We start from the raw sequence: 20916 nt of genomic DNA, 5'->3' as shown, positions 1-20916 counted from the left end.
ATAAAAACAAAAAAACAATGCAGTCCCATTTCGGAACTGCATTGCCTTTTCATATCGTCAAACAATTACTTTATGGACGATATAAAACCTCACTACAGTTGTTTGCTTTACCAAAAGCCTGTACCCCATTTGCTAGACAAATTTGGCCTGGAGTGGTATTGCAACTTACAGGAACACTACAGGGACCTTGCGCACCTGCTATATAACCTGTTTTAGGAGCAGCTACATTAGAAGCACTTTGCATAGAAGTGGTTAAAAAAGCTCCTGAAATCCCCATTATTGCAACAACTGCAAAGGGCATCGTCGATTTAAAAAATGCTGTTTTCATAATAAAAAGTATTAAAATTAAATTTAAACTTGATCTACTTTTTTCTACAGGTTTTCGATCTTTTTTCCTGACACTGGCCGGTATATTTTTATAAATTAGAACTAGTATCTGTTCTAATTATCATTTCTTTTTTTAAACTTCCTTTCAATTCATACATCATTAGTTGCGTGCCAATAATAACATATAAATGGTCATTCGTAACAAACATAGATTTAAGGGTATTATCTTCGGTTCCAAAAATGGGAAAGCTCAAAACGTAAGAATTCGTTTTTAGATTATAGACATCAATAATAGCCGCATGCTTCCACATGGGATCATTCTCATACAAGCCTGGCACCTTAGATTCAACAAATAAAAGGTTGTTTTTTGTAGCAGTAATAGCGTTGACAATAAGTGGTGGGGCTGCCATTTTTCGCTGAGTACCCCCTTTCAAATAAGCCACTTTAATTTTAGCATGTGATACGGTGTCTATGGTGTGTTCCCTGCGATCTAATCTCCCATTTTTATCCGCTAGAATAATCTCATTCCGATAGAAATAAACATACACCATTCTACCCAATTCACTATTAAAGTGCAACATCCCGTCGGTATCAAATATCCCATCAATTTGTTTTTGCAAAAGGGATGGTGCATAATGAACTTTAGGAGATGTATTCGAGCTAAAGACCCCAAGTACATGCGCTGCATTTACTCCTGTATTGTTCCGAAAAACAACACTAGCACTATCGATAGGTTCAGCTATTGTAAAATTAGGAATACCTTTTAATTCCTCTGTTATTTTCCAATCCTGAGTACGTCCTCGATAGATACAGGGTAAACTCCCATCCATTAAATAAAAGTATTTTCCTCTGATTAAAATGGTAACTAAACGAAAAGGGAGGCTCTTATTCTTAAGGTCAATTGTGATTACTTTTTGAGATTTAAAAGAACGATCTATAGAGAGAATATGCAAAGGATCTGTGTAATTACCCAAATAAATACGATCCTTATCACATCCTGAAAAATAATACGAATTGAATTTTAAATCTGTCGAATGGACTAGCGTTATCGAACGTCTGATATACCGTCTAATAAAAGGGTTTTGATGCTGCATAATATCCTCAGAAGACAGAAACAAAACAATCATAATGACAATACTAGACAGTATAGTAATGGGAATACTTTTAATAAGGGGTGATTTTATATAGCATCGGGTATTTTCATCATTAACTTGCTTTTGCCATACCAATGCTAAGACGGCCAATACTACAAATACAATATTAAAAACAAGATGTGTATTCCAACTCATTTTCTCTAATATACCTCCACAAGAACAAGGTACAAAAGAACTAAAATGCAATACAATAAAAATATAACTCGTAAACATGCCCATCAACCCCAACGAAGCAAAAAGACCAAAATAACGCCACTTTGGGACACTCAGTAATACCACTATTCCTAATTCTATTATAGGCACGAATCGAGATACCCACCAAGCAAAAGCACTTAACAATGGAGACTGCCCTAACTGGACTTGAAAGTTTTCAAAATCTAACAATTTGCTAGCTGCTGCATACATAAAAAGCAAGGCGTACAACAGACAAATTGTTTCAACAATTATACTCTTAATAGTTCCATTCAATTTCATGTTTTCTGAAGTTTAAGTTTAGACAATTATCAAACATCAAATTGTATATAATCTATATTGAAATTTCATATACTGATTTCCAACTTTACTATTACACAAGTCAATAATTTTCAACATCTTATCTAGCTCCACTAAATCTAAAAAGTAAAATATTTTACTGGCGATTTAATTATTTGGAATTAGAACGAAACAAAACTACAACAGTCTACTTGACAACTTGTTACCGAAAACGTGCCAAGATTTTTCAAAAACATTCAATTTTAGTTAAAAAACAAAAAACAGTCTCATTGAGGTAAAATGGATTACTAAAAAAGATGCCAATAAACAGTATTTACCTATTGGCATCCGTTCGTTTCTACATTTTTTTAGAGCTACGTTACTTCCCAGTCTCGCTCAATGTCTTTAATTTTTCACTGAGTTCTATAAGTCCAGCTTTTTGCAAACATTCATCTCCAAAGAGTTTTAATTCCTGAAGATTTTCTTGAGGAACACTCGTCAATAGAATCGATGATTTATCGTCCTCTTTAGCTGATAATCCACGTTCAATAACATGATTCAATAACAGCACATTTTTTCGTGAAATTTTCAAATCAATCTTCACTACCTCATTCATACCAGGGATACTCAATATAGTATCAAAAACCTTGGCCACATCATTTGTTGTCAGCATAATCTTCACGGTTTTAATTAATAATTTATTTTACAAAGGTATAAAGTCATTGCTTACCTATCATGGACATAATATGTCTATGATAGGTAAGATCCAAACCGCTTGCTTAACTTCGTATCTGATATCAATGATGAACGATAGGATTATAGATAGACAGGGTTAAAACAATGTGCTTTGAATCGGATTATAAAATGTATAGCAAGGATTGGTTATAAAAGGATTCCCAAGAGTATGAAATTTACAATCAATGTTTAAAATAAAGTGGTTTATAAAAAGACAATTCAAGGTAAATATCAAGTTCTGGAATGGCTTTATTTCTAAGTATTTATTGACTGCTGTTACCTTTAAAACGAACAACAAAAACCTTCCTAAAAAGTCAGGACTTTGTTGTTTTAAAATTGATTTATTGTTTGGAAAGAGCACTTCCTTTGGTGGAAATTGTGTGGGGTAATTGGCTTTATTGCTGCCCAATTACAATGGTGCTAAATGGTATGCAGTGTGCACTTTCCTTGATTATTGAAACAGCGATAGAATCCATTTTTAAAATCATTAAGGTTTTGCCTGACTGGAATAGTGTTTTACATCTAATCTTCAAAATAACACTATTAGAAGATTATATAAATGAAAAATTGATTTTTGAACATTTCAGAAATACTGAAAAGTCTAATAGACGTTTAAAGTAGCAGGAAGATTGCCATGTTCCTGCAATCGGCCAGATGTCCAGTTGTTAAACAACCGATTCTGGCTGCTCTATACTCGGGACTCGTTAGCAGTGACACTGAAAGAACAAAAAGAGTTTGATAACAATGAAGATGAGAAATGATGGAAAGAGAAAATTCAAACAGGACACGTATTGTTGGGTTACGGTTTACACCCAAAGAATATGTAAAAATTGAGCGTAAATGGAAAGCCAGTACTTCCCGTAAGCTGAGCGACTACATTCGCAAACACCTATTCGATAAACCTATTACGACCAATTACCGCAACCAATCTCTTGACGAATTTATGGCGGAGATTATACGGCTGCGAGCAGAACTGAGTGCCTTAGGAAATAACTTCAACCAAGCCGTAAAAAAGTTACACACCCTCGACCAAATTCCTGAATTTAAAGTGTGGATCATAAGCTCTGAACTGGAGAAAAAAATCCTTTTAAATAAGGTGGAAGAAATCAAAAATTACATCCGAAAAATGGCTGAAAAATGGTTGCAATCATAAAGACAGGACATTCTATTCACAGCATTTTCAACTATAATGAGAACAAGGTAAAACAGGCTGTGGCAGAGTGTATAGGTGAAGGAAATTATCCAATTGATGTAGATAAAATGAACGGTACCATGAAACTGAACAGGTTTCTGAAACAGTTGAAATTGAATGACAATGTAAAACGAAACAGCGTGCACATCTCATTGAATTTTGATCCGTCAGAAAATCATTCGAAAGAGAAATTGATGGACATAGCCGATACTTATATGGAGAAAATAGGCTTCGGGGAACAACCTTATTTAGTATATCAGCATCACGATTCAGGACATCCACACATTCATTTAGTATCCATAAAAGTAAAGGCTGACGGAAGTAGAATCGATATGCAGAATATTGGTAGAAACCAATCTGAAATCGCACGGAAAGAAATCGAAAAATCGTTTGGGCTTGTAGTGGCAGAAGGACGCAAAAACAAACTGAATATTGAACTTCAACCCATTGCTACGGGAAAGGTTCAATACGGAAAAATTCAGTCCAAAAAGGCAATTGTAAATGTGCTTAACGGAGTGCTTTCTTCATATAAATATGTAAGCCTTGCAGAACTAAATGCAGTGTTGCAACAGTACAATGTTCTTGCTGACCGTGGTAGTGAAAATTCAAGGATATTTAAAGCAAAAGGATTGGTGTACCGAATATTGGATGAAAGCGGCAAACCAATTGGAGTTCCAATCAAAGCCAGCGATTTTTACAACAAACCTACCTTGAAATTTTTAGAGGAAAAGTTTACTTCAAATAAGACCAGTCTGGACTCCCACAAGAACAGGATCAAAAATGCAATTGATCTTGCATTTTTAGGAAAGAAACCATCGCTTGCAGAATTGGTACAACTATTGCAAAAGGAAGGAATTAATACCGTTTTAAGAAAAAGTGAAGAAGGGATACTGTATGGAATTACCTATGTTGACCATACTACAAAATGTGTTTTTAATGGTAGTACGTTGGGTAAACAATACAGTGCCAAAGCTATTCAAGAACGTTGCGGATTAATCACAGTGCCAGGCCAAAAAATATCGGGTTCAACTATTGAGAAATCAATGGAGCCTAAATCTAAAACACCAAATCAAATAAGCGATAAAGCTTCGTTTGACGATGTGTTCCAAAAGAATAAATATGTTGATTCAAATACCGCAATTGGACAACTATCGGATATACTTACCCAATCCGAACAGGCTGCGAATTACGTCCCGAACCAGCTTAAGAAAAAACGGAAAAAGAAAAAAAGAAAAGGACAATCTGACAATCAATAAAAACTAAAATTATGGCTATGCAAACGGGAGAAAACGAACAAGCATTAAGGAAGATACTCGACATGACAAGGCTCATCAGTATCGTTATTTTAGGAATTCACTTTTATTATTACTGCTATGCAGCTTTTCGGGAGTGGCATCTAGTTAGCGGATTCAGCGATACCATTTTAGGCAATATCCACAATACCGGATTGTTCAGTAATTTTCATAAATCCAAACTCTTTGCCTTGGGATTTTTAGTGATTTCCTTAATTGGTGCAAAAGGGCGTAAAGATGAAAAGCTAAATTACAAAACAGCCTTTGCCTATATTATTACAGGCATACTGATTTATTTTATCAGCTGTCTTTCATTATACTTAAAAATTGAAGTTGTACAGACAGCAATTACCTACATGGCTATCACTTCTGTTGGCTATCTTCTAATGCTTTCAGGTGGTACCCTACTATCCCGTATTATAAAAAACCGACTCAACCACAAGGATATTTTCAACAAAGAAAATGAAACTTTTCCGCAGGAAGAAAGGCTTTTGGAAAATGAATTTTCCATTAATCTACCTGCCCGCTATTACTTGAAAGACAAAATTCGCAACAGCTGGATAAACATTATTAATCCCTTTCGGGCATTGATGGTCTTGGGTACTCCTGGTTCTGGTAAATCGTATTTTGTAATCCGACACGTGATTACCCAACACATCCGTAAAGGGTTTACGATGTTTGTCTATGATTTCAAGTTCGATGACCTTTCTAAAATTGCCTATAATACGTGGCTCAAATACAAACATTTGTATCCCAAAGCACCACAGTTTTATGTTATCAATTTTGATGACCTAACCCGAACACATCGCTGCAATCCGTTAGAACCCTCAGCCATGACGGATATTACAGATGCATCCGAATCTGCTCGAACTATTTTGTTAGGGTTAAACCGAGAATGGATTAAACGACAAGGCGATTTCTTTGTGGAATCGCCTATTAACTTTCTTTCTGCTATAATATGGTACTTGAAAAAGTATAAAGATGGTGGATTTTGTACGCTACCACATGTTATAGAACTCATGCAGGCTGACTACGATAGTCTCTTTACGTTACTACGAACCGAGAAGGAAATTGAGGTATTGATTAATCCTTTTGTCAATGCCTACCTCAACGATGTAATGGAACAATTAGAAGGTCAGATTGCTTCCGCTAAAATTGCAATGGCAAGACTTTCCTCTCCTCAATTGTATTACGTTTTATCAGGCAATGATTTTACATTGGACATCAATAATCCGGAAGAACCTAAGATTGTTTGCATGGGTAACAACCCACAAAAAATACAAATATATGGCGCAGTATTATCCTTGTATGTAAACCGTTTGGTAAAGCAAGTGAACCAAAAAGGCAAGCAAAAAAGCAGCCTGATATTTGATGAGTTTCCGACAATCTACCTCAACAATATGGATAGTCTTATTGCTACTGCACGAAGCAATAAAGTAGCAACTTGTCTAGGAATTCAAGACTTCAGTCAGCTGCGCAAGGATTACGGACGTGAACAGGCAGACGTGATTATGAACATTACCGGAAATATCGTCAGTGGTCAGGTTACTGGGGATACTGCGAAGCAACTTTCGGAGCGATTTGGCAAAATTATGCAAGACAGAGAAAGTCTTTCTATAAATAGTGGAGACACTTCAATCAGTCGTTCCAAACAATTGGAATCTGCTGTGCCTCCTTCCAAAATTTCGTCTTTAAGTTCAGGCGAGTTTGTCGGTATGGTTGCTGATGATCCTGATTGTAAAATTGAGTTGAAGACTTTTCATTGTGAAATTGTGAATGACCATGGAGCATTGAAAAAAGAACAGGAAAATTATGTTGATATTGGCGTTATTCGCAAGCTGGATAATGCTATGGTCCAGCGAAATTATCTGCAGATAAAACAGGATATTCAGGATATTATTCACTCGGAAATGGAAAGATTGCTGAATGATCCGGGGCTGGTTTATTTGGTGGTGAAGAAATAATCAAAAATAGACTTGTACAAATAAACAAAACCATAAAATATCCTAACAAAATTGTTATTGAAAAACAAAAACTTTTCAGACAGCTCCCTTTTTTTAGCTTTAGGAATGTACACTACATCCTTTACATTATGATCTTAAATAGAAACAACAACCTAATATTTTACCAACGACAATTCTTCACAAATTATAAAAAAGAACATCAAAAACAGATTAAAAGGGCAGCTAAGATAGTGGTTTAAGAATGTTGCAAGCGCATAATGGCTACATTGCATTCGCCACCCTTCGGGACTTATAGCTCTTTACATCCTTAAACCACTGATTTCTTGCTTTCTTTTTTCTGTTTTTTCTTTTGAAAAATAGTTTTCCCAAAGGGCAGGGAGAAAGAAACTAAAAAAATATTCACTAAAATTTAGAATCATGGAAATTACTAGGAGGTACCACAAAAGATGCCACCAACAACAGCTATAAAACCAAAGTAAGCAGGTACTTTAAGGAAATCGTAACCTATATCGATGTTCGTATTGGCTAAATGCAAAACCAGCTGATTGATACAAAAAAGGGGCACTCGTTAAGCTTTTCGGACATATCGGACTGAGACGGCAGGGTTCTGGGCGATCTGACCTTTCATACCGGTAGACTTAAAATTTTGGTCTTTGCCAAAAAACTGCAACCAACTGAAAACACAGCCAATTCCAATGAATTGGACAATTCCGATGATCTTACTTTTTAATCCTATATGCCAATTTTAAAATCAGTAACGCCAAAATACAGTATTATGAAAGCCTTAGAAAAAACAGCCTACCGCACTTATGAGATAAGCACCATATTTAATGAAATAATTTTAAGCAACATAGAAAATTACAACGGTACAAAGAAGCAGTATTAAAAAATAAAAGCATTCAAATTATTGGAATTCAACAGAAACAATTTCATTAAATCATTTCCTCTGTAATCATTAAAAAGAATATTTCGTTTTAATATTGTAAAAATTAAATATTCCAAATCAAGACACTAAAGTTATATAATTAAACAAGTTTAAAATATTTAAGCAGAAGCGAAAAATATTTTAAACTTGTTTTTCTGCAATATATTAATTCTATAATGAATAATATTCCTTTTCTAATATATCAACCTTCACAATACTTTGCTCTAACAAATTACAAACTATACAATTCGTTACTTTCAGTCAAAATACTGTAATCTGTAGAACAAATATAATCAGGTCTCTTTTTTTCTGAAATTGGTAAATTTTTAATACTGTTGTAGGTTATTATAATAGTATCTCTATCGTAAGGAGAAAGATTACCTATAGAAGCATGAAACAAATTCGGGTGAAAAAAAATAACTGATCCAGCTTTAAATTCTAAAACTTCAATACCATTTTGATCTGCATATTCTTTCACAATACCATTATCAACAGTGAATTTTAAGTTAGAACCGAGTGAATTTAACAAATTATTTTCATCAACAATATCTTTCACCTTAAATTTTGCTATTCCTGCTGTATGCGACCCCGGAATAACCATTAGAGGCCCTTGAAAGGATTTCGTATCGTCTAAATAAATCATTGCAGAAATCATATCCGGATTACTTACTCCATCATCTAAGTACCAGTAAGGATAATCCTGATGCCATTCCCACCATTTTCCTAAAAAGGGCTCTTTAAGATTTAATTTGTATTGATATAAATATAAATTTTCTTTTACCAGTTTCAAACTTATATTTAATAATCTTGGATCCTTGTAAAGATCCGAGTAAATTTTAGAATGCATGTGAGGGGCGAATATAGACCGTATTTTTTTATCTTCACATATAACATTTGGCAAATTCTTATTATCATAAAAGTAAGAAATTTCATTCTTACACTTAATCACTTCTTCTAGCGTAAACATTTTTTCGACAACTAAAAAACCTTTTCTATTGTAACTTTCAATTTGACTTTTATCCATATTAAATCTTTTGTACTTACAAAGTAACGAATTAATTATTAATTAAGCTAAAAAGTTTAATTGTATTTTTTTCTGATATTTTTATTAAAAACTAGCGTATAATGTTCTCAAAATATAGCTAATTTATTATTTTCGGTCAATATATTCCTAGAATTAAATTAATGTTTCAAAAGTTATATAGGATGAACTTTCTTCTTGCTTTTCGAACAATATTGAAGTACCCACTCTTATATCATGAGCGCAGCGTACACAACCCCTCTCAACTTGTAAAGAAACTCTTTTTGGTGCCTATATAACGCCATAACTGGTGCGCCCGTACTGGGTGTGAAATAAAATACCTGTAGCGAGGTATTAAGCTAGTGTTCTGTAAAAAGCTTATCAACAAATAACTATAATTCATGAATCATAACTATGTTAGGACCAACAATCATTACATCTATCTTATCTTTAAAAGCCAAATGACATTTATATTTTTCATCTAAAAAAATTTCTTTAAGAAAAAAATCTTCATCATTTATTTTGGCATAACGGTTAGTTACTTCAAAGGATTTTAGAGGAATGGAAAGTCCTTTTCCATCTGCTTTGACAACAGCTTCTTTTTGTGTCCAATAATCAAAAAAAGCCGTTTTTCTATCACCCATGAGCGTCATATTATTCCATTCACTTTTTGTCATTTGTGACTCAAAATCTTCAATGTTTATTTCGTGAATTATTTCAATATCTATCCCAATATCATTCATGTCCGATAGAACACAAACTACTATTTCACCTGAATGTGATATATTAAATTTAGTATTGATATCATTTAGGAACGGTTTATTATAAGAAGTGTAGTTAAGATTTTTTTTTTCGTGTTTTTTACCCATTTTTTGTAAACCATGGTTCAAAAGTAATCTACCTAATAAGGATAATTGACCATCTTGCCATTTTCTATAGGCTAATACTTTTTTTTTAAAATCATCTGGGAATTCATTTAGGTATTTTTGTATAAGGTAATTATGATTTTCTTCAGAAATGTATGAGTATAAAATTTGAGTCATTTTTGTATAAGTATTTTGTCTTTAGCATTAATTAGCAATCTCAAACACTATTGCCTCAACGGCACCTGTTGCAGAGTTTATAACACCTACATCCGTTCTTTCTTCTGACATTCTTACCCAAACACCTCCATAGCAATCACCAAAACCAAATGCGCCCCAAATAAGTTTATGCGATGTCCATTCATTTTGTCCGTTAGGTGCTAAAAAGTCTAATGAATCACTAAATTCCTGAGCAATAAATGCATTGTTTTTCAATGCTATTTCTATAGCTTCTTCCCATTCCTTTCCACTTGAAAATTTACCAATAAAAACATCCTTCCCCTGAGATCCTATTGCAACCTTTATCACAAATTTATCTTTATATGTTTTTAATAAGTAGGGAAGACTATATTCTTTGTCTTTGAAAAAGACTTTTTTATTTTCGATAAACGAAGTCCATGGGATATTTTTAAGTATTAATACATTTTCTTCTGGTGAAAATTTTTCAGCCTGTGCTAATTCCAACAAAATGGATAAGTTTCGTTTATCACCGAGCATCTTAAGTCCAAGATGATCTGGAAGATATATTTTATCCATCATAAAAGCTCTAAATATTGCTGGCGTAACATTCATATCCATTGTTAAAATTATTAAACCTTGTATAATTTTATCGCCAAGACATAAATTTCCATCTACCAATACTAATGAATTTATATCTCCTGTATACGCTCCTCCTTTTACCCCGTAATTTGCAAGTTCTTGCTTAAATAGATCATCAAAAAAAATTAAACTTTGTTGTTTTTCAAATTCATCTTCTATACCGCTCATCTCCATAAATATGTTAATGATACTATTTTCGCCAACCTGCTTATTTATTTGTTCAATAAGGAATTTCATATATATCTGTAATGTATTCCTTCCCTTATAATTACAAACTTTGTCTTTATTTATTAATTCCGGATGATTATTCCTTATAAGAGATTCAAAACTTTGTATTTGCCATCCTCCTATTGAAGATCCTATATTGGCTTCTAAAACTTTAAATCCATCTTCAGTAAAAGTCAGATCTAATCTACAACCTATTTCAATATCTTTTTTATGACATATCATTGCAAATTCTGTCAACGTTTCATCTCCTCCGAAATAAAAGTCAGCTAGTTTATTAATATCATCATTAAAATACAAAGAGGGTATTTGTTTTAATAATTTTGGAATTTTTACTGATAATACTGTTAACTCATCAGTCATTTGTTTGTTAATTAGTGTCGGCCATCCACTTACAGGAAATTTATAGTTTTTAAATACGTCAGGAACCGAATCATCATTGGTGTTAATTCTTGCAGGAACATCATTGTTGTTTTTAAATTCTAAAAATTTTTCTGAAAGGATTGTATATTCTTCAGTGATATTTTCTATCATAAAAAAGTGCTTTTTTATTTATATTTAATTTTATATATTTTCTTTGTAATTCAAATAAAACAGGCTATTAATACTATTAATGTTTTATATAATCCCCCAATAAAGCAAATATGTTGCTAATAGTATGTTTGAAAAAATTACCGAGAAAATGACACTTCTCTCATTGGTTTTTTTTATGGTAAGGATGTAATACAGCAGAGTTAAAATCAAGAACACAAAAAAGACAAATACTAATAAAAATACATAGTTGAAGCTTTCTGGTAGCCCAAATGCTAAAACAAAGAAGTTTTGTTCTGAAACTTTAATTATTGCCATAAGCAAACATCCAAAAAGTACCAATCCAACAATAGAAGTAATCGTTACACAAATTCTTACTATTTTATCTTGAACAGTAGTGTATCTGTTTTTTATTAACTTTACAAGGTACATAAAAATGAATCCAAGCATTAATCCCAAAGCTATTACTAAAGGGAATAAAAAAATAGGATCTAGTTCACTGATGCTTTTACCTATTTTAGAGACCCCTTTGTTAATAATAACCCCTGTGACAAGTTTAATTTTCTTGGATTTATTAAACACATCAATATCAATTCTTTGTTTAGGATCATCGATAAACTTTTCTGCAACCTCATACCCTATTTTTGTAAAACTAGGAACATGTCCATAGGTCTTCGCTTCAATACAATAGGCCTTATCGAATCTTTCTGCTACTTTTTTTCCGTTAACTAGTGGTGTGATTGGGTCAAATTCACCTGAAAAAACTAATACTGGATATGTAGCCGAAGATAGATTAGAAAGATTGTAATGCTTTTTTGTAGCTTCTGCACGATTACTATTCCAAGCATCACATACTTTAAAATCAGATTTATAGAATGAAATTCCTCCATTTAATCCCTTAAATTGTGATGCATTTTGTTGATATTTTGAAAAATCATTATTAGGAAGAGTCTCATTACAGCTCATACAATAATATACACCGTAATCCATCCCCAACAAATTTGAAAAAGCGCTTACCAAGTTCCCTAGTGATTCACCTTTTCTTTCATGAAACTGATAAATTAACAAAGGAATAATTTCTACTAACTGCTTATTATATAAAGCTTGTTGAATAGCAACTTTAAAGTCTTCAGCATTGTATGTAAATTTACCAGAAGAGATCAGTGATTTATCTACAGATACTGTTAGGGGATTTTTCTCTAAATCAGCAATTACTTTATAGTATATTTTCTCTAAATTAGGATATTGCTCATCGTATATCTTTTTACTTTTACAGATTTTAAATACTTTGTACAAACTATTCATATAATTAGCAGTATTATCTACATAATATGTTGAAATATCATAGATAGCGGAGTCTAATAGTAATGATTTTATATCTCCCGCATAATTATTTGCATATACTTGTGCCATGTATGTCCCGTATGATACCCCATATACATTCCAGCTTTTATAGTTTAACGCTGACTTTAATGCATGAAGATCTTTTGCAACAGCGAGACTATTATATGCATCAATGTTGATTCCTCTGTTGATAAGGTCTTGCTTACATGACATCGTAGCATTTGTTTTTTGTTTTTCATCTTCTTCTTCAGATTGGTTCTTCGCTAAAATTTCTAAAAATTTTTTCCCTAGGTCCTCGGATAGCCTTGGCTGGGAATATCCTGTTCCGCGGACATCAAATAAAACAATATCATTATTTTTTCGAAGTGGATGTTCTAACCATGACCATATATTTTCAATACCACTTGCCCCTGGACCTCCTTGTAAAAAGACTACTGCATTTGAATCTTTTATATTTGAACTCTTTTTTAATATGGTTACTGCAATTTTTATTGTTTTGCCATCATTTACACCCCATGTTTCGGGGACATTAAGATATCCCCAAATAATTTTTTTTGCATCTGATTTTTGAAATTGCGGAAGAAAAGCAGTACTTTTTTTAAAAGTTACACTTTGTGCATTTATGTTTCCTAGAAAGGTTATAAATAAAAAGGTAATAGTAATAATTGTGATTTTTAATTTCATGGGTATGTTTTTTAGATATGTTTTTTAGATAGATTTTTAAGTTTAAAAATTGAAATCTATGTCAATCGTTCTTTCCTTTTCAATATCTAACTTTATATCCATTGAGTTTAAAGATTTGTTTGAGTTTTTCACAATTTCTCCAAGCAATTTTTCATATTTTAGTTTAATTAGCTCTATTGTTTCTGCTTCATAATTTATAGTGTTATAACTTATGGTTCCTGATACTTTTCCTTCATTTACCGCAAAGGTGATTAACATAGGAAGTCTGCTGTAAGATGTATTCATAGGCGATATTTGCAAATGCAAATTTTCGTTTACATTAATGTAGGTATAGTTAAACGATGGGTTTTGCAATACCAACAGTACATCTAATCGTAATGAATTTTGTATCGTTTCAGGAAGATCTTGATGCTCATCAATCATTAACATATTTCGGTGAGTTTCCTTAAGTATCTCTATAAAGGTATGTTCTGAATTTATAAGGTTTCTTAGAGGCAAGGTTTTTACAAACATTCCTAACTGATTATGCAATACTGAGTGTGTTCTCCCAGAATTAACTGTTCCTACACAAAAATCTTCTTTTCCATACATTTTGTGTATGAGTATAGTAAATGTGCTAACTAACAGTGTATGAAGCGATATATTTTGTTTCTGAGCAAATTCATTTAATTCCGAAAATTTAACGGATTGATATACAAAATCATGATCAGCTCCTATATGCTTCTCTTCATAGCATTCATTATCAAAAGGTATACTGTTTTTCCAAGAATATCCTTCAAGGTATGTTTTCCAGAACTTTAGATTTTTTTCATTGGAGTTTTTTTGTTGCTCTTGATGCCATGCAACATAATCCTTGAATTGAAACTTCAATTTGTGATCATTTAAACCTTCTTGTTTCTCTATTTCCTTGTATTTGTTTACAACCTCTTTTATTAAAATTTCTAAAGACCATCCGTCCATAAAGATGTGGTGCGTACAGAACCCCAAATAAGAATGTCCGTTTTTTTGATGAAATAATGCGACTCTTAAAAGAGTATCATTTTCCAATTCAAATGCTTTATTTACATAACATTTGATAGACTTTATCATTTCTTTTTCTTCATAGAAGAATTCATCAATTGATAAATGCATTTTTTCTTGAGGAGAAATTTTTTGATTTGGAATACCTCCTATTTCAATAAAATTAGTTCTCAATATTTCATATTTTTTTTGTAATTCCAGAAATACTTGATCTAAAACAGATTTATTGATTTGACCATGTATTTTGAATACTGCCGACATATTGTAAGCTATTGATTTTTCTTCTACCTGTGATGCTAACCATATACTGTACTGAGAAGGAGTAATTTCATAATACAAACGTCCTTCTACAGGCATAATGCTAGTATTTTGCTTGGCTTCTTTTTTCACAAGATATTTTGAAAGTGTTTGTATAGTCGGATAGTCAAAAACATCTTTTAGGGTTATCTTATAATGTAATTGTTCATTTATGTGGTTTATTAATTTCACAGCATTTAATGAGTGACCGCCAAGTGTAAAAAAGTTATCCGTAACGCCGATTTCTGCCTTTATTCCTAATACCTCTTTATAGTAATTACAGAGGCTAATTTCTATTTCTGTAGTTGGTTCTTCATAGGAAGATATTATTTTCTCAATGCCTATTTTAAGTAATGACAGTGCCTTTCTATCAACTTTTTTATTAGGTGTTAATGGGAATTCATCCAAAGGTATTATGGTATTGGGAATCATATATTCAGGCAATTCTCTTCTCAAAGTATTGATGATAGCAAGATTATTAAACTCTCTTGTTTCCATAATTACATAGGCAATTAACACTGCTTCTTGTTCTGCACTTTTCTGAGCTATTACTATAGAATCTTTAATGTTTTCTATTTGATTTAGCTTACTTTCTATTTCTCCAAGTTCTATGCGATACCCTCTAATTTTTACCTGATTGTCATTACGTCCTAGAAATTCTATTTCTCCTTTTTCATTCCATCTTCCTAAGTCTCCTGTATTGTATATTTTCTTATTTTCATTAAATGAGCTTCGAATGAATTTTTCATTGGTCAATTCTTCATTTTTAAAATATCCTTGAGCTAATCCGTCACCACCAATGTAAATAGTCCCAACACTACCAATAGGTAGAAGTTGCATACATTCATCTAGAATGTAAAACTCAGTGTTGTGAATAGGATTACCAATATTTGAAGCTTCTTTGGCTTGAGTTATTTTTTTACAGCTAGACCAAATTGTTGTTTCTGTTGGCCCATACATATTCCATAGTTCAGCGTTAGTTCCTAATAATTTTTCGGCCAATGTTTCACTTAACAGATCACCTCCGCATAAAATTTTTATTGCTTTATTTCCTTTCCATCCAGCATTGTAAAGCATTTGGTAAAAACTGGGTGTCGCTTGAATTATGGTAGGTTTTAGTTCCTCTATCTTTACGATGATGCCCAAAGGATCTGATAAAAGTTCCTGACTTGCAATATATAAGGTGGCCCCTGAAATTAATGGTGTGAAAAATTCAAGTATTGATATGTCAAAAGATTGTGTTGTAACTGAAAATAAATAATCCTGTTTTTCTATTTTGGGTTGATGCTGTATACTAATTAAAAAATTCAATAATGATCTGTGACTTATAGCTACTCCCTTAGGATTACCGGTAGATCCTGAAGTATATATGATATAAGCCGTGGCATCAGATGATAATTTTTTTAATTCAATTTGTTCTAAATTAGCTTCTTCATTTAATATAACTTCAATATCTATAATTTCACAATTTAAGTTTAGATTGTGTTTTAGATTTTGGGTTGAGATAATTTGCTGTACTTCACTATGTTGAATAATATATTCTAAACGATCTTTTGGAAAAGAGGGATCTAACGGGATATAAGCACCGCCTGATTTTAATATTCCCAATAAAGTAGTAACAAGATTAGCCGAACGATCCATTAAAACCGCGACCGTAGCTGAGTGCTGCTCCTTATTTGTTTTTTGTAAATGACCTGCTATTTTGTTTGATAATATATCCAGCTCGATGTAAGTATACTCTATTTGCTCATCTACTAATGCTATTCTATCAGGATTTTTGCTTACTTGCTCATTAAAAAGATTTATTACAGTAGCATCATCAATATAACTGAATTGTGTTTTATTGAAGCTATTTAATAATTCTTGTCTTTCCGTTTCTGTAATATATTGATATTTTGAAAGTGATTCCTGGGCGTCAACAATTACGGCAGAAAGTAATGTTTCAAAATGAGTTACCACTTTAGTAATGTCTGATTCATTGAAATAATTGATATTATAATCAAAGTCAATTTTAACATCTTCCGATTCATCAAATTCTCGAATGTAAATAGCCAAAGCTACACGTTCCGATTGATGTGACAATGGGATTACTTTTGTCTCAGTATTGGCAAAATGATCCGCATAGTTTTGTTTTTCATAAGATAATGTGATATTAAAGAGTCTGTCTTTTTCATGAAATAAATCCAGTTCTTTAATAAGCTTCCCTAAGGGAAATCGTTGATGACGATAATCTTGTCGTAATTGTTGCTTGATGTTTTTTACCAAGTCCTCAAAATTATCTTCAAACTTAAATTGAATTCGCAATGGCGACACTCCCATGAACAATCCCACTGTTTTTTTGAATACCGATTTCCCTCTATTTAATACTGGAAGGCCTATTGCAAAATCTTTATTTTGATGTTTCCTGCCAAAATAAAGATATAATACGCCTAAAATCACATGAAATGTTGTAGCCCCTAAATCTTCACTTATTTGTTCCAATTGGTTATAAACTGATCGCTTGACTATTATTACTTTCCTTCTACTCTTATTTGGTTTATTTTTTTGCTTAATTTTTTCAAATAATCTTTCAGGAAGTTGTTGAAATTTTGTCTTCCAATATATCTTATCGTCTTCATAATTATGCGATATAAAATACTCCTGATCGTCTTTAATAAAGTCCTTATAAGTAAAAGGATAAACTGTAGTTATTTTCCCTAATTCTGAGAGTTCATTATAGTTTTTTACCAATCGTTGAAACATCAATGAAGTTCCCCAACCATCTGTAATAATATGATGGTATACAGAAAACAAATAATGAAATTCCTCTTTTACTTTTATTAGAATGAACCTGTGTAATATTTTTTTTTCACTTAATTGAAAAGGGGTTTGAAACATTGTTTGCATAAATTCATCTGCTTCATCATCTGCATTATTACTTGATGAAAAATTGACATACTCTAATGATGATATATGCTCTTTAATCGTTTGTATTGTTATCCCATCATCAAATTGGTTTAGAATACTTCTATAAGTATCGTGTTGATTGATGAGCTGTATGTATGCCTCATTCAATACTTCATAAACTATAGTTCCTTTGATTATTATTTTTGCCCCTATGTTATAAATAGGATCTTCAGGATACATAAGCTGTTCAAAATAGACATCTTGTTGAGGAAGTGTGAGATTCATCTTTCTTATTAATAAAATGATTATAAGACTCATTACAATCTTTATTTATTTGAAAATTGTAAGAATCTTTAATTGAAAATTTACTTTGAATAGAAAAGTGTTATACCCAAAGATTTTCGGTTAGCTCTACTTTACTAGTCGTTCTAATATCTTTAACAACATTTCCATAATCAAATTTTATAATTCTATCTGCTAGATGAAAATATGCATCATCGTGGGTTACAGCAATAATTGTCTTTCCTTCACTTTTAAGTTTTGGTAATAATTGTTCGTAGAAGTATTTTCTAAAATGAGGATCTTGATCTGCAGCCCATTCATCAAGGACCAATACAGGTTTTTTTTCTAGCAATGCAAAAATCAGAGACATACGTTTACTTTGACCTTTTGAAAATTTTCTTCTTGCTGATACTTCTTTATCATCTTCAACAACTTCGTTTAATTGCATTGTTTTTAACAACTCAGTATATTCTTCATTATTTTCAAGTCTATAATCTTCATAGTTATGAGAGAATAGGTGGTTATCCGTAAATACTGCTGCTATTAAATTTTGCATCATTTCTGTAACATCTATTTTTTCTTTTCCGTTCATTACTACATTCCCTCCTGTAAGCTTGTATAGTCCTGTAAGGATATTTATAAAGGTGCTTTTCCCCGAACCATTACCTCCTACAATAAATATAGTTTCGCCTTGTTTTATTTCTAATTTTATTGGACCTAAAGCAAATGATGACAATTCTTTGTTTTCATTCTGATAAGCAAACGAAATGTTTTCAAAACTCAACGATTGAAAATCATCCTCCTTTTTTAATTTTGAATTAAATATATCATCGACAATTTCAAAATCCTTAATAAAATTTGAAATCCTAGAATTTGCCACTATAAATCTAGTATACAATTGTTGCAAGTTGATAATATTATTTATTGGTCCAGATATGAATAAAATGATAACTACGTAAGCAATAACATCCGCTCTTGATAATAATCCATATTCAGGAAGTATAAATAGAACTACTGCAACAACAAAATATAGACCATATTGACTTATTAAATTAATTGATAAAAAAACATAATTAATTTTAAAATCTAAGTCCATTGCTTGATTTCTATTTGGAATCATGAATTTATTCATAAGGTTATCTCTTTTAAAAAAACTTATTTTAAGTTCTTTGAACCCTCTTATAACATCATTTACATATTTATAATAATCTTCATTATACTTCCTTAATTCATTTACTTTTTTTGACATTGCATTCATTACAAAAAAATAACATCCTCCAACTACTATAATGAGACCAATTACAATTAATGCGGAAAATACTGAAAGTGTAAACATATATACCAAACAAAGCATTAGCATTAATAATGAATTAACAGTATGCGTTATTGTATAAGGTAATAATGAAAAAGTTCTTATATCTTCAACAACCGTGTAAAATCTCTGCGGACCATATTGCTCAAGCTTCTGCAGAGAGGCGTTTAGTATTTGTTTAAAAATTTTCTTTTCATTCTCATATAATAAATTAAATGAAAATTTATTTAATTTTTTTTGAAATGTAACATTTAGTAGATAAGTATAAACAAGTATCGCAATAAACACGATACTCATATAGCTTTTTAAAAAAGCTTCGTTTCCAGCCATTACGTTATTGATTATATAGACAATTCCAAAACTTAAAAGAGTATTTGGTATTGCATATAATAATAAATGAATAATGTTTTTAATTGATATTTTAAGCATCAGTTTATTGGTAGATTTAGATTCATATTTAACTTTTTAAAATAGTTAATAAAAAAATCTTCATTATTAAATATAAAAAAATGATTTCCTTCTAACGATTTTATTTTAACCTCGCGAGAACTTTCATTTTCCCATTCTATTACTTGATTTTCTATAAGGTATGTTCAACTTTTCTTTTATTATACTATTGCTTTAAAATCGACTTTCAAGATCGGTATGTAGAACTCAATTAATTCAGGATGATTCTGAGATTCATCTGGAATACCTCCCATTTTTATAACTTCTTCCCAAAACAGATTATCTGGTACGTGGGATAATATTTTTTTTCTTTTAATTGAGAGGCTTTTCTCCCGCCTACAACTAATTTTAATGGCTTTCTTATATCTATTTTTTTTAGTTTGTGGAAAATTAAATATCCGATTAAGGCTCCTCATACTATGTCCATAAATAATATACGCCTCACATGAATTTATTTCTTCCAGAACTTTTGAAAGTAAATCTTCTATAATTAAGTCAATATCACTTATCCTCATTTCCATAATTCTCATAGCCCTCCCCGGGTATTCTATAACAATAAAAATTGAAAATTTTTGAGAAAATTTTTGAAAAGAATATTTACTGCCTTTCGTTATTCTCAATAAATTTATTAATTACCTGTAATACTCCTTTACTCTTTATTATCGTTTTTATTCATTCAACATTAATCATCATATTTCCAATCATATAAATTACAAAAAAGTTGAATGTTACTATATAAAAAGCCTAGCTACATAAAAAGACTATTAGCTATAAAATTTTAATTGAGTTTATATGTTCTGAATGGTAATTTGCTTACACGGAAATTTTAAAATCTTTATTCAATAAAAAAAAAACAATAGTAACTAATAAATAACCAACAACTCTTATTTTACAACCATCTATCACACATGTGTTTAAACAAATGACATGATGTTTCATTTGATTTTAAGTCAATAACAAAACCTAAATTTCCCTTTAAATCATTCAAAATTAATACATACATTTAATCATTAAATATTTTTTGCACGAAAATAGCGGTCACATTGACATTAAGATTACGGACTTTTCACATAAAAATTACGGACTTTCGGGTATTGAAAAGTTTTTTTTAAAACCATAAAGCAT

At 31.4% G+C, this 20916-nt stretch carries 14 protein-coding genes; 4 read left to right on the top strand and 10 right to left on the bottom strand.

From position 1 onward, the window contains the following. Positions 1–70: 70 nt before the first annotated feature. The 3 genes from FNW52_RS16845 to FNW52_RS16835 all read right to left on the bottom strand — a co-directional run bounded on the left by FNW52_RS16845 (position 71) and on the right by FNW52_RS16835 (position 2625). Entirely contained in the window at positions 71–328 is a 258-nt protein-coding gene (locus tag FNW52_RS16845; RefSeq protein WP_143378648.1) for a hypothetical protein, read from the bottom strand. A gap of 88 nt (positions 329–416) precedes the next feature. Continuing rightward, entirely contained in the window at positions 417–1955 is a 1539-nt protein-coding gene (locus FNW52_RS16840) for a MauE/DoxX family redox-associated membrane protein (RefSeq protein ID WP_143378647.1), read from the bottom strand. A gap of 376 nt (positions 1956–2331) precedes the next feature. Continuing rightward, positions 2332–2625, bottom strand: coding sequence for a hypothetical protein (locus FNW52_RS16835; protein ID WP_143378646.1), 294 nt, complete (start codon positions 2623–2625; stop codon positions 2332–2334). A gap of 410 nt (positions 2626–3035) precedes the next feature. On the opposite strand from FNW52_RS16835, the gene FNW52_RS16830 reads away from it, so the two are divergent. The 4 genes from FNW52_RS16830 (at position 3036) to mobC (ending at position 7135) form a co-directional block, all read left to right on the top strand. Continuing rightward, the gene (locus tag FNW52_RS16830) at positions 3036–3308 is read left to right on the top strand and encodes a hypothetical protein (RefSeq protein ID WP_143378645.1); all 273 of its coding nucleotides are present in this window, start codon (positions 3036–3038) and stop codon (positions 3306–3308) included. A 136-nt stretch (positions 3309–3444) separates the two neighbouring features. After that, entirely contained in the window at positions 3445–3840 is a 396-nt protein-coding gene (locus FNW52_RS16825; protein ID WP_143378644.1) for a plasmid mobilization relaxosome protein MobC, read from the top strand. Continuing rightward, positions 3825–5135, top strand: coding sequence for a relaxase/mobilization nuclease domain-containing protein (locus FNW52_RS16820; RefSeq protein WP_143378643.1), 1311 nt, complete (start codon positions 3825–3827; stop codon positions 5133–5135). Before FNW52_RS16825 ends, FNW52_RS16820 begins: the two co-directional genes overlap by 16 nt. 17 nt (positions 5136–5152) lie before the next feature. Beyond that, positions 5153–7135: a conjugal transfer protein MobC gene (mobC, locus tag FNW52_RS16815; RefSeq protein ID WP_143378677.1), complete on the top strand. Its 1983-nt coding sequence runs from the start codon at positions 5153–5155 to the stop codon at positions 7133–7135. 1157 nt (positions 7136–8292) lie between these two features. Here the strand turns inward: mobC and FNW52_RS16810 are convergent. The 7 genes from FNW52_RS16810 to FNW52_RS16780 all read right to left on the bottom strand — a co-directional run bounded on the left by FNW52_RS16810 (position 8293) and on the right by FNW52_RS16780 (position 20411). Further along, positions 8293–9084, bottom strand: coding sequence for a phytanoyl-CoA dioxygenase family protein (locus FNW52_RS16810; RefSeq protein WP_143378642.1), 792 nt, complete (start codon positions 9082–9084; stop codon positions 8293–8295). 389 nt (positions 9085–9473) lie between these two features. Continuing rightward, on the bottom strand, positions 9474–10124 hold the full coding sequence (locus FNW52_RS16805) for a 4'-phosphopantetheinyl transferase superfamily protein (RefSeq protein WP_143378641.1): 651 nt from the start codon (positions 10122–10124) through the stop codon (positions 9474–9476). A 27-nt stretch (positions 10125–10151) separates the two neighbouring features. Further along, positions 10152–11522: a hypothetical protein gene (locus FNW52_RS16800; protein ID WP_143378640.1), complete on the bottom strand. Its 1371-nt coding sequence runs from the start codon at positions 11520–11522 to the stop codon at positions 10152–10154. A gap of 84 nt (positions 11523–11606) precedes the next feature. Continuing rightward, entirely contained in the window at positions 11607–13547 is a 1941-nt protein-coding gene (locus tag FNW52_RS16795; RefSeq protein WP_143378639.1) for an alpha/beta fold hydrolase, read from the bottom strand. Positions 13548–13589: 42 nt separating this feature from the next. After that, the gene (locus FNW52_RS16790) at positions 13590–18068 is read right to left on the bottom strand and encodes an amino acid adenylation domain-containing protein (RefSeq protein ID WP_255515629.1); all 4479 of its coding nucleotides are present in this window, start codon (positions 18066–18068) and stop codon (positions 13590–13592) included. Positions 18069–18135: 67 nt separating this feature from the next. After that, the gene (locus FNW52_RS16785) at positions 18136–19773 is read right to left on the bottom strand and encodes a cyclic peptide export ABC transporter (RefSeq protein ID WP_143378637.1); all 1638 of its coding nucleotides are present in this window, start codon (positions 19771–19773) and stop codon (positions 18136–18138) included. 179 nt (positions 19774–19952) lie between these two features. Next, complete coding sequence (locus FNW52_RS16780) at positions 19953–20411, bottom strand: thioesterase II family protein (protein WP_185966020.1); 459 nt, start codon at positions 20409–20411, stop codon at positions 19953–19955. Between the last annotated feature and the right edge of the window lie 505 nt (positions 20412–20916).

Source organism: Flavobacterium sp. ZT3R18, assembly GCF_007097385.1.
Classification (GTDB): Bacteria; Bacteroidota; Bacteroidia; order Flavobacteriales; family Flavobacteriaceae; genus Flavobacterium.
Note: the sequence above shows the minus strand (reverse complement) of the source record. Positions and strands in the feature narration are given on the sequence as shown.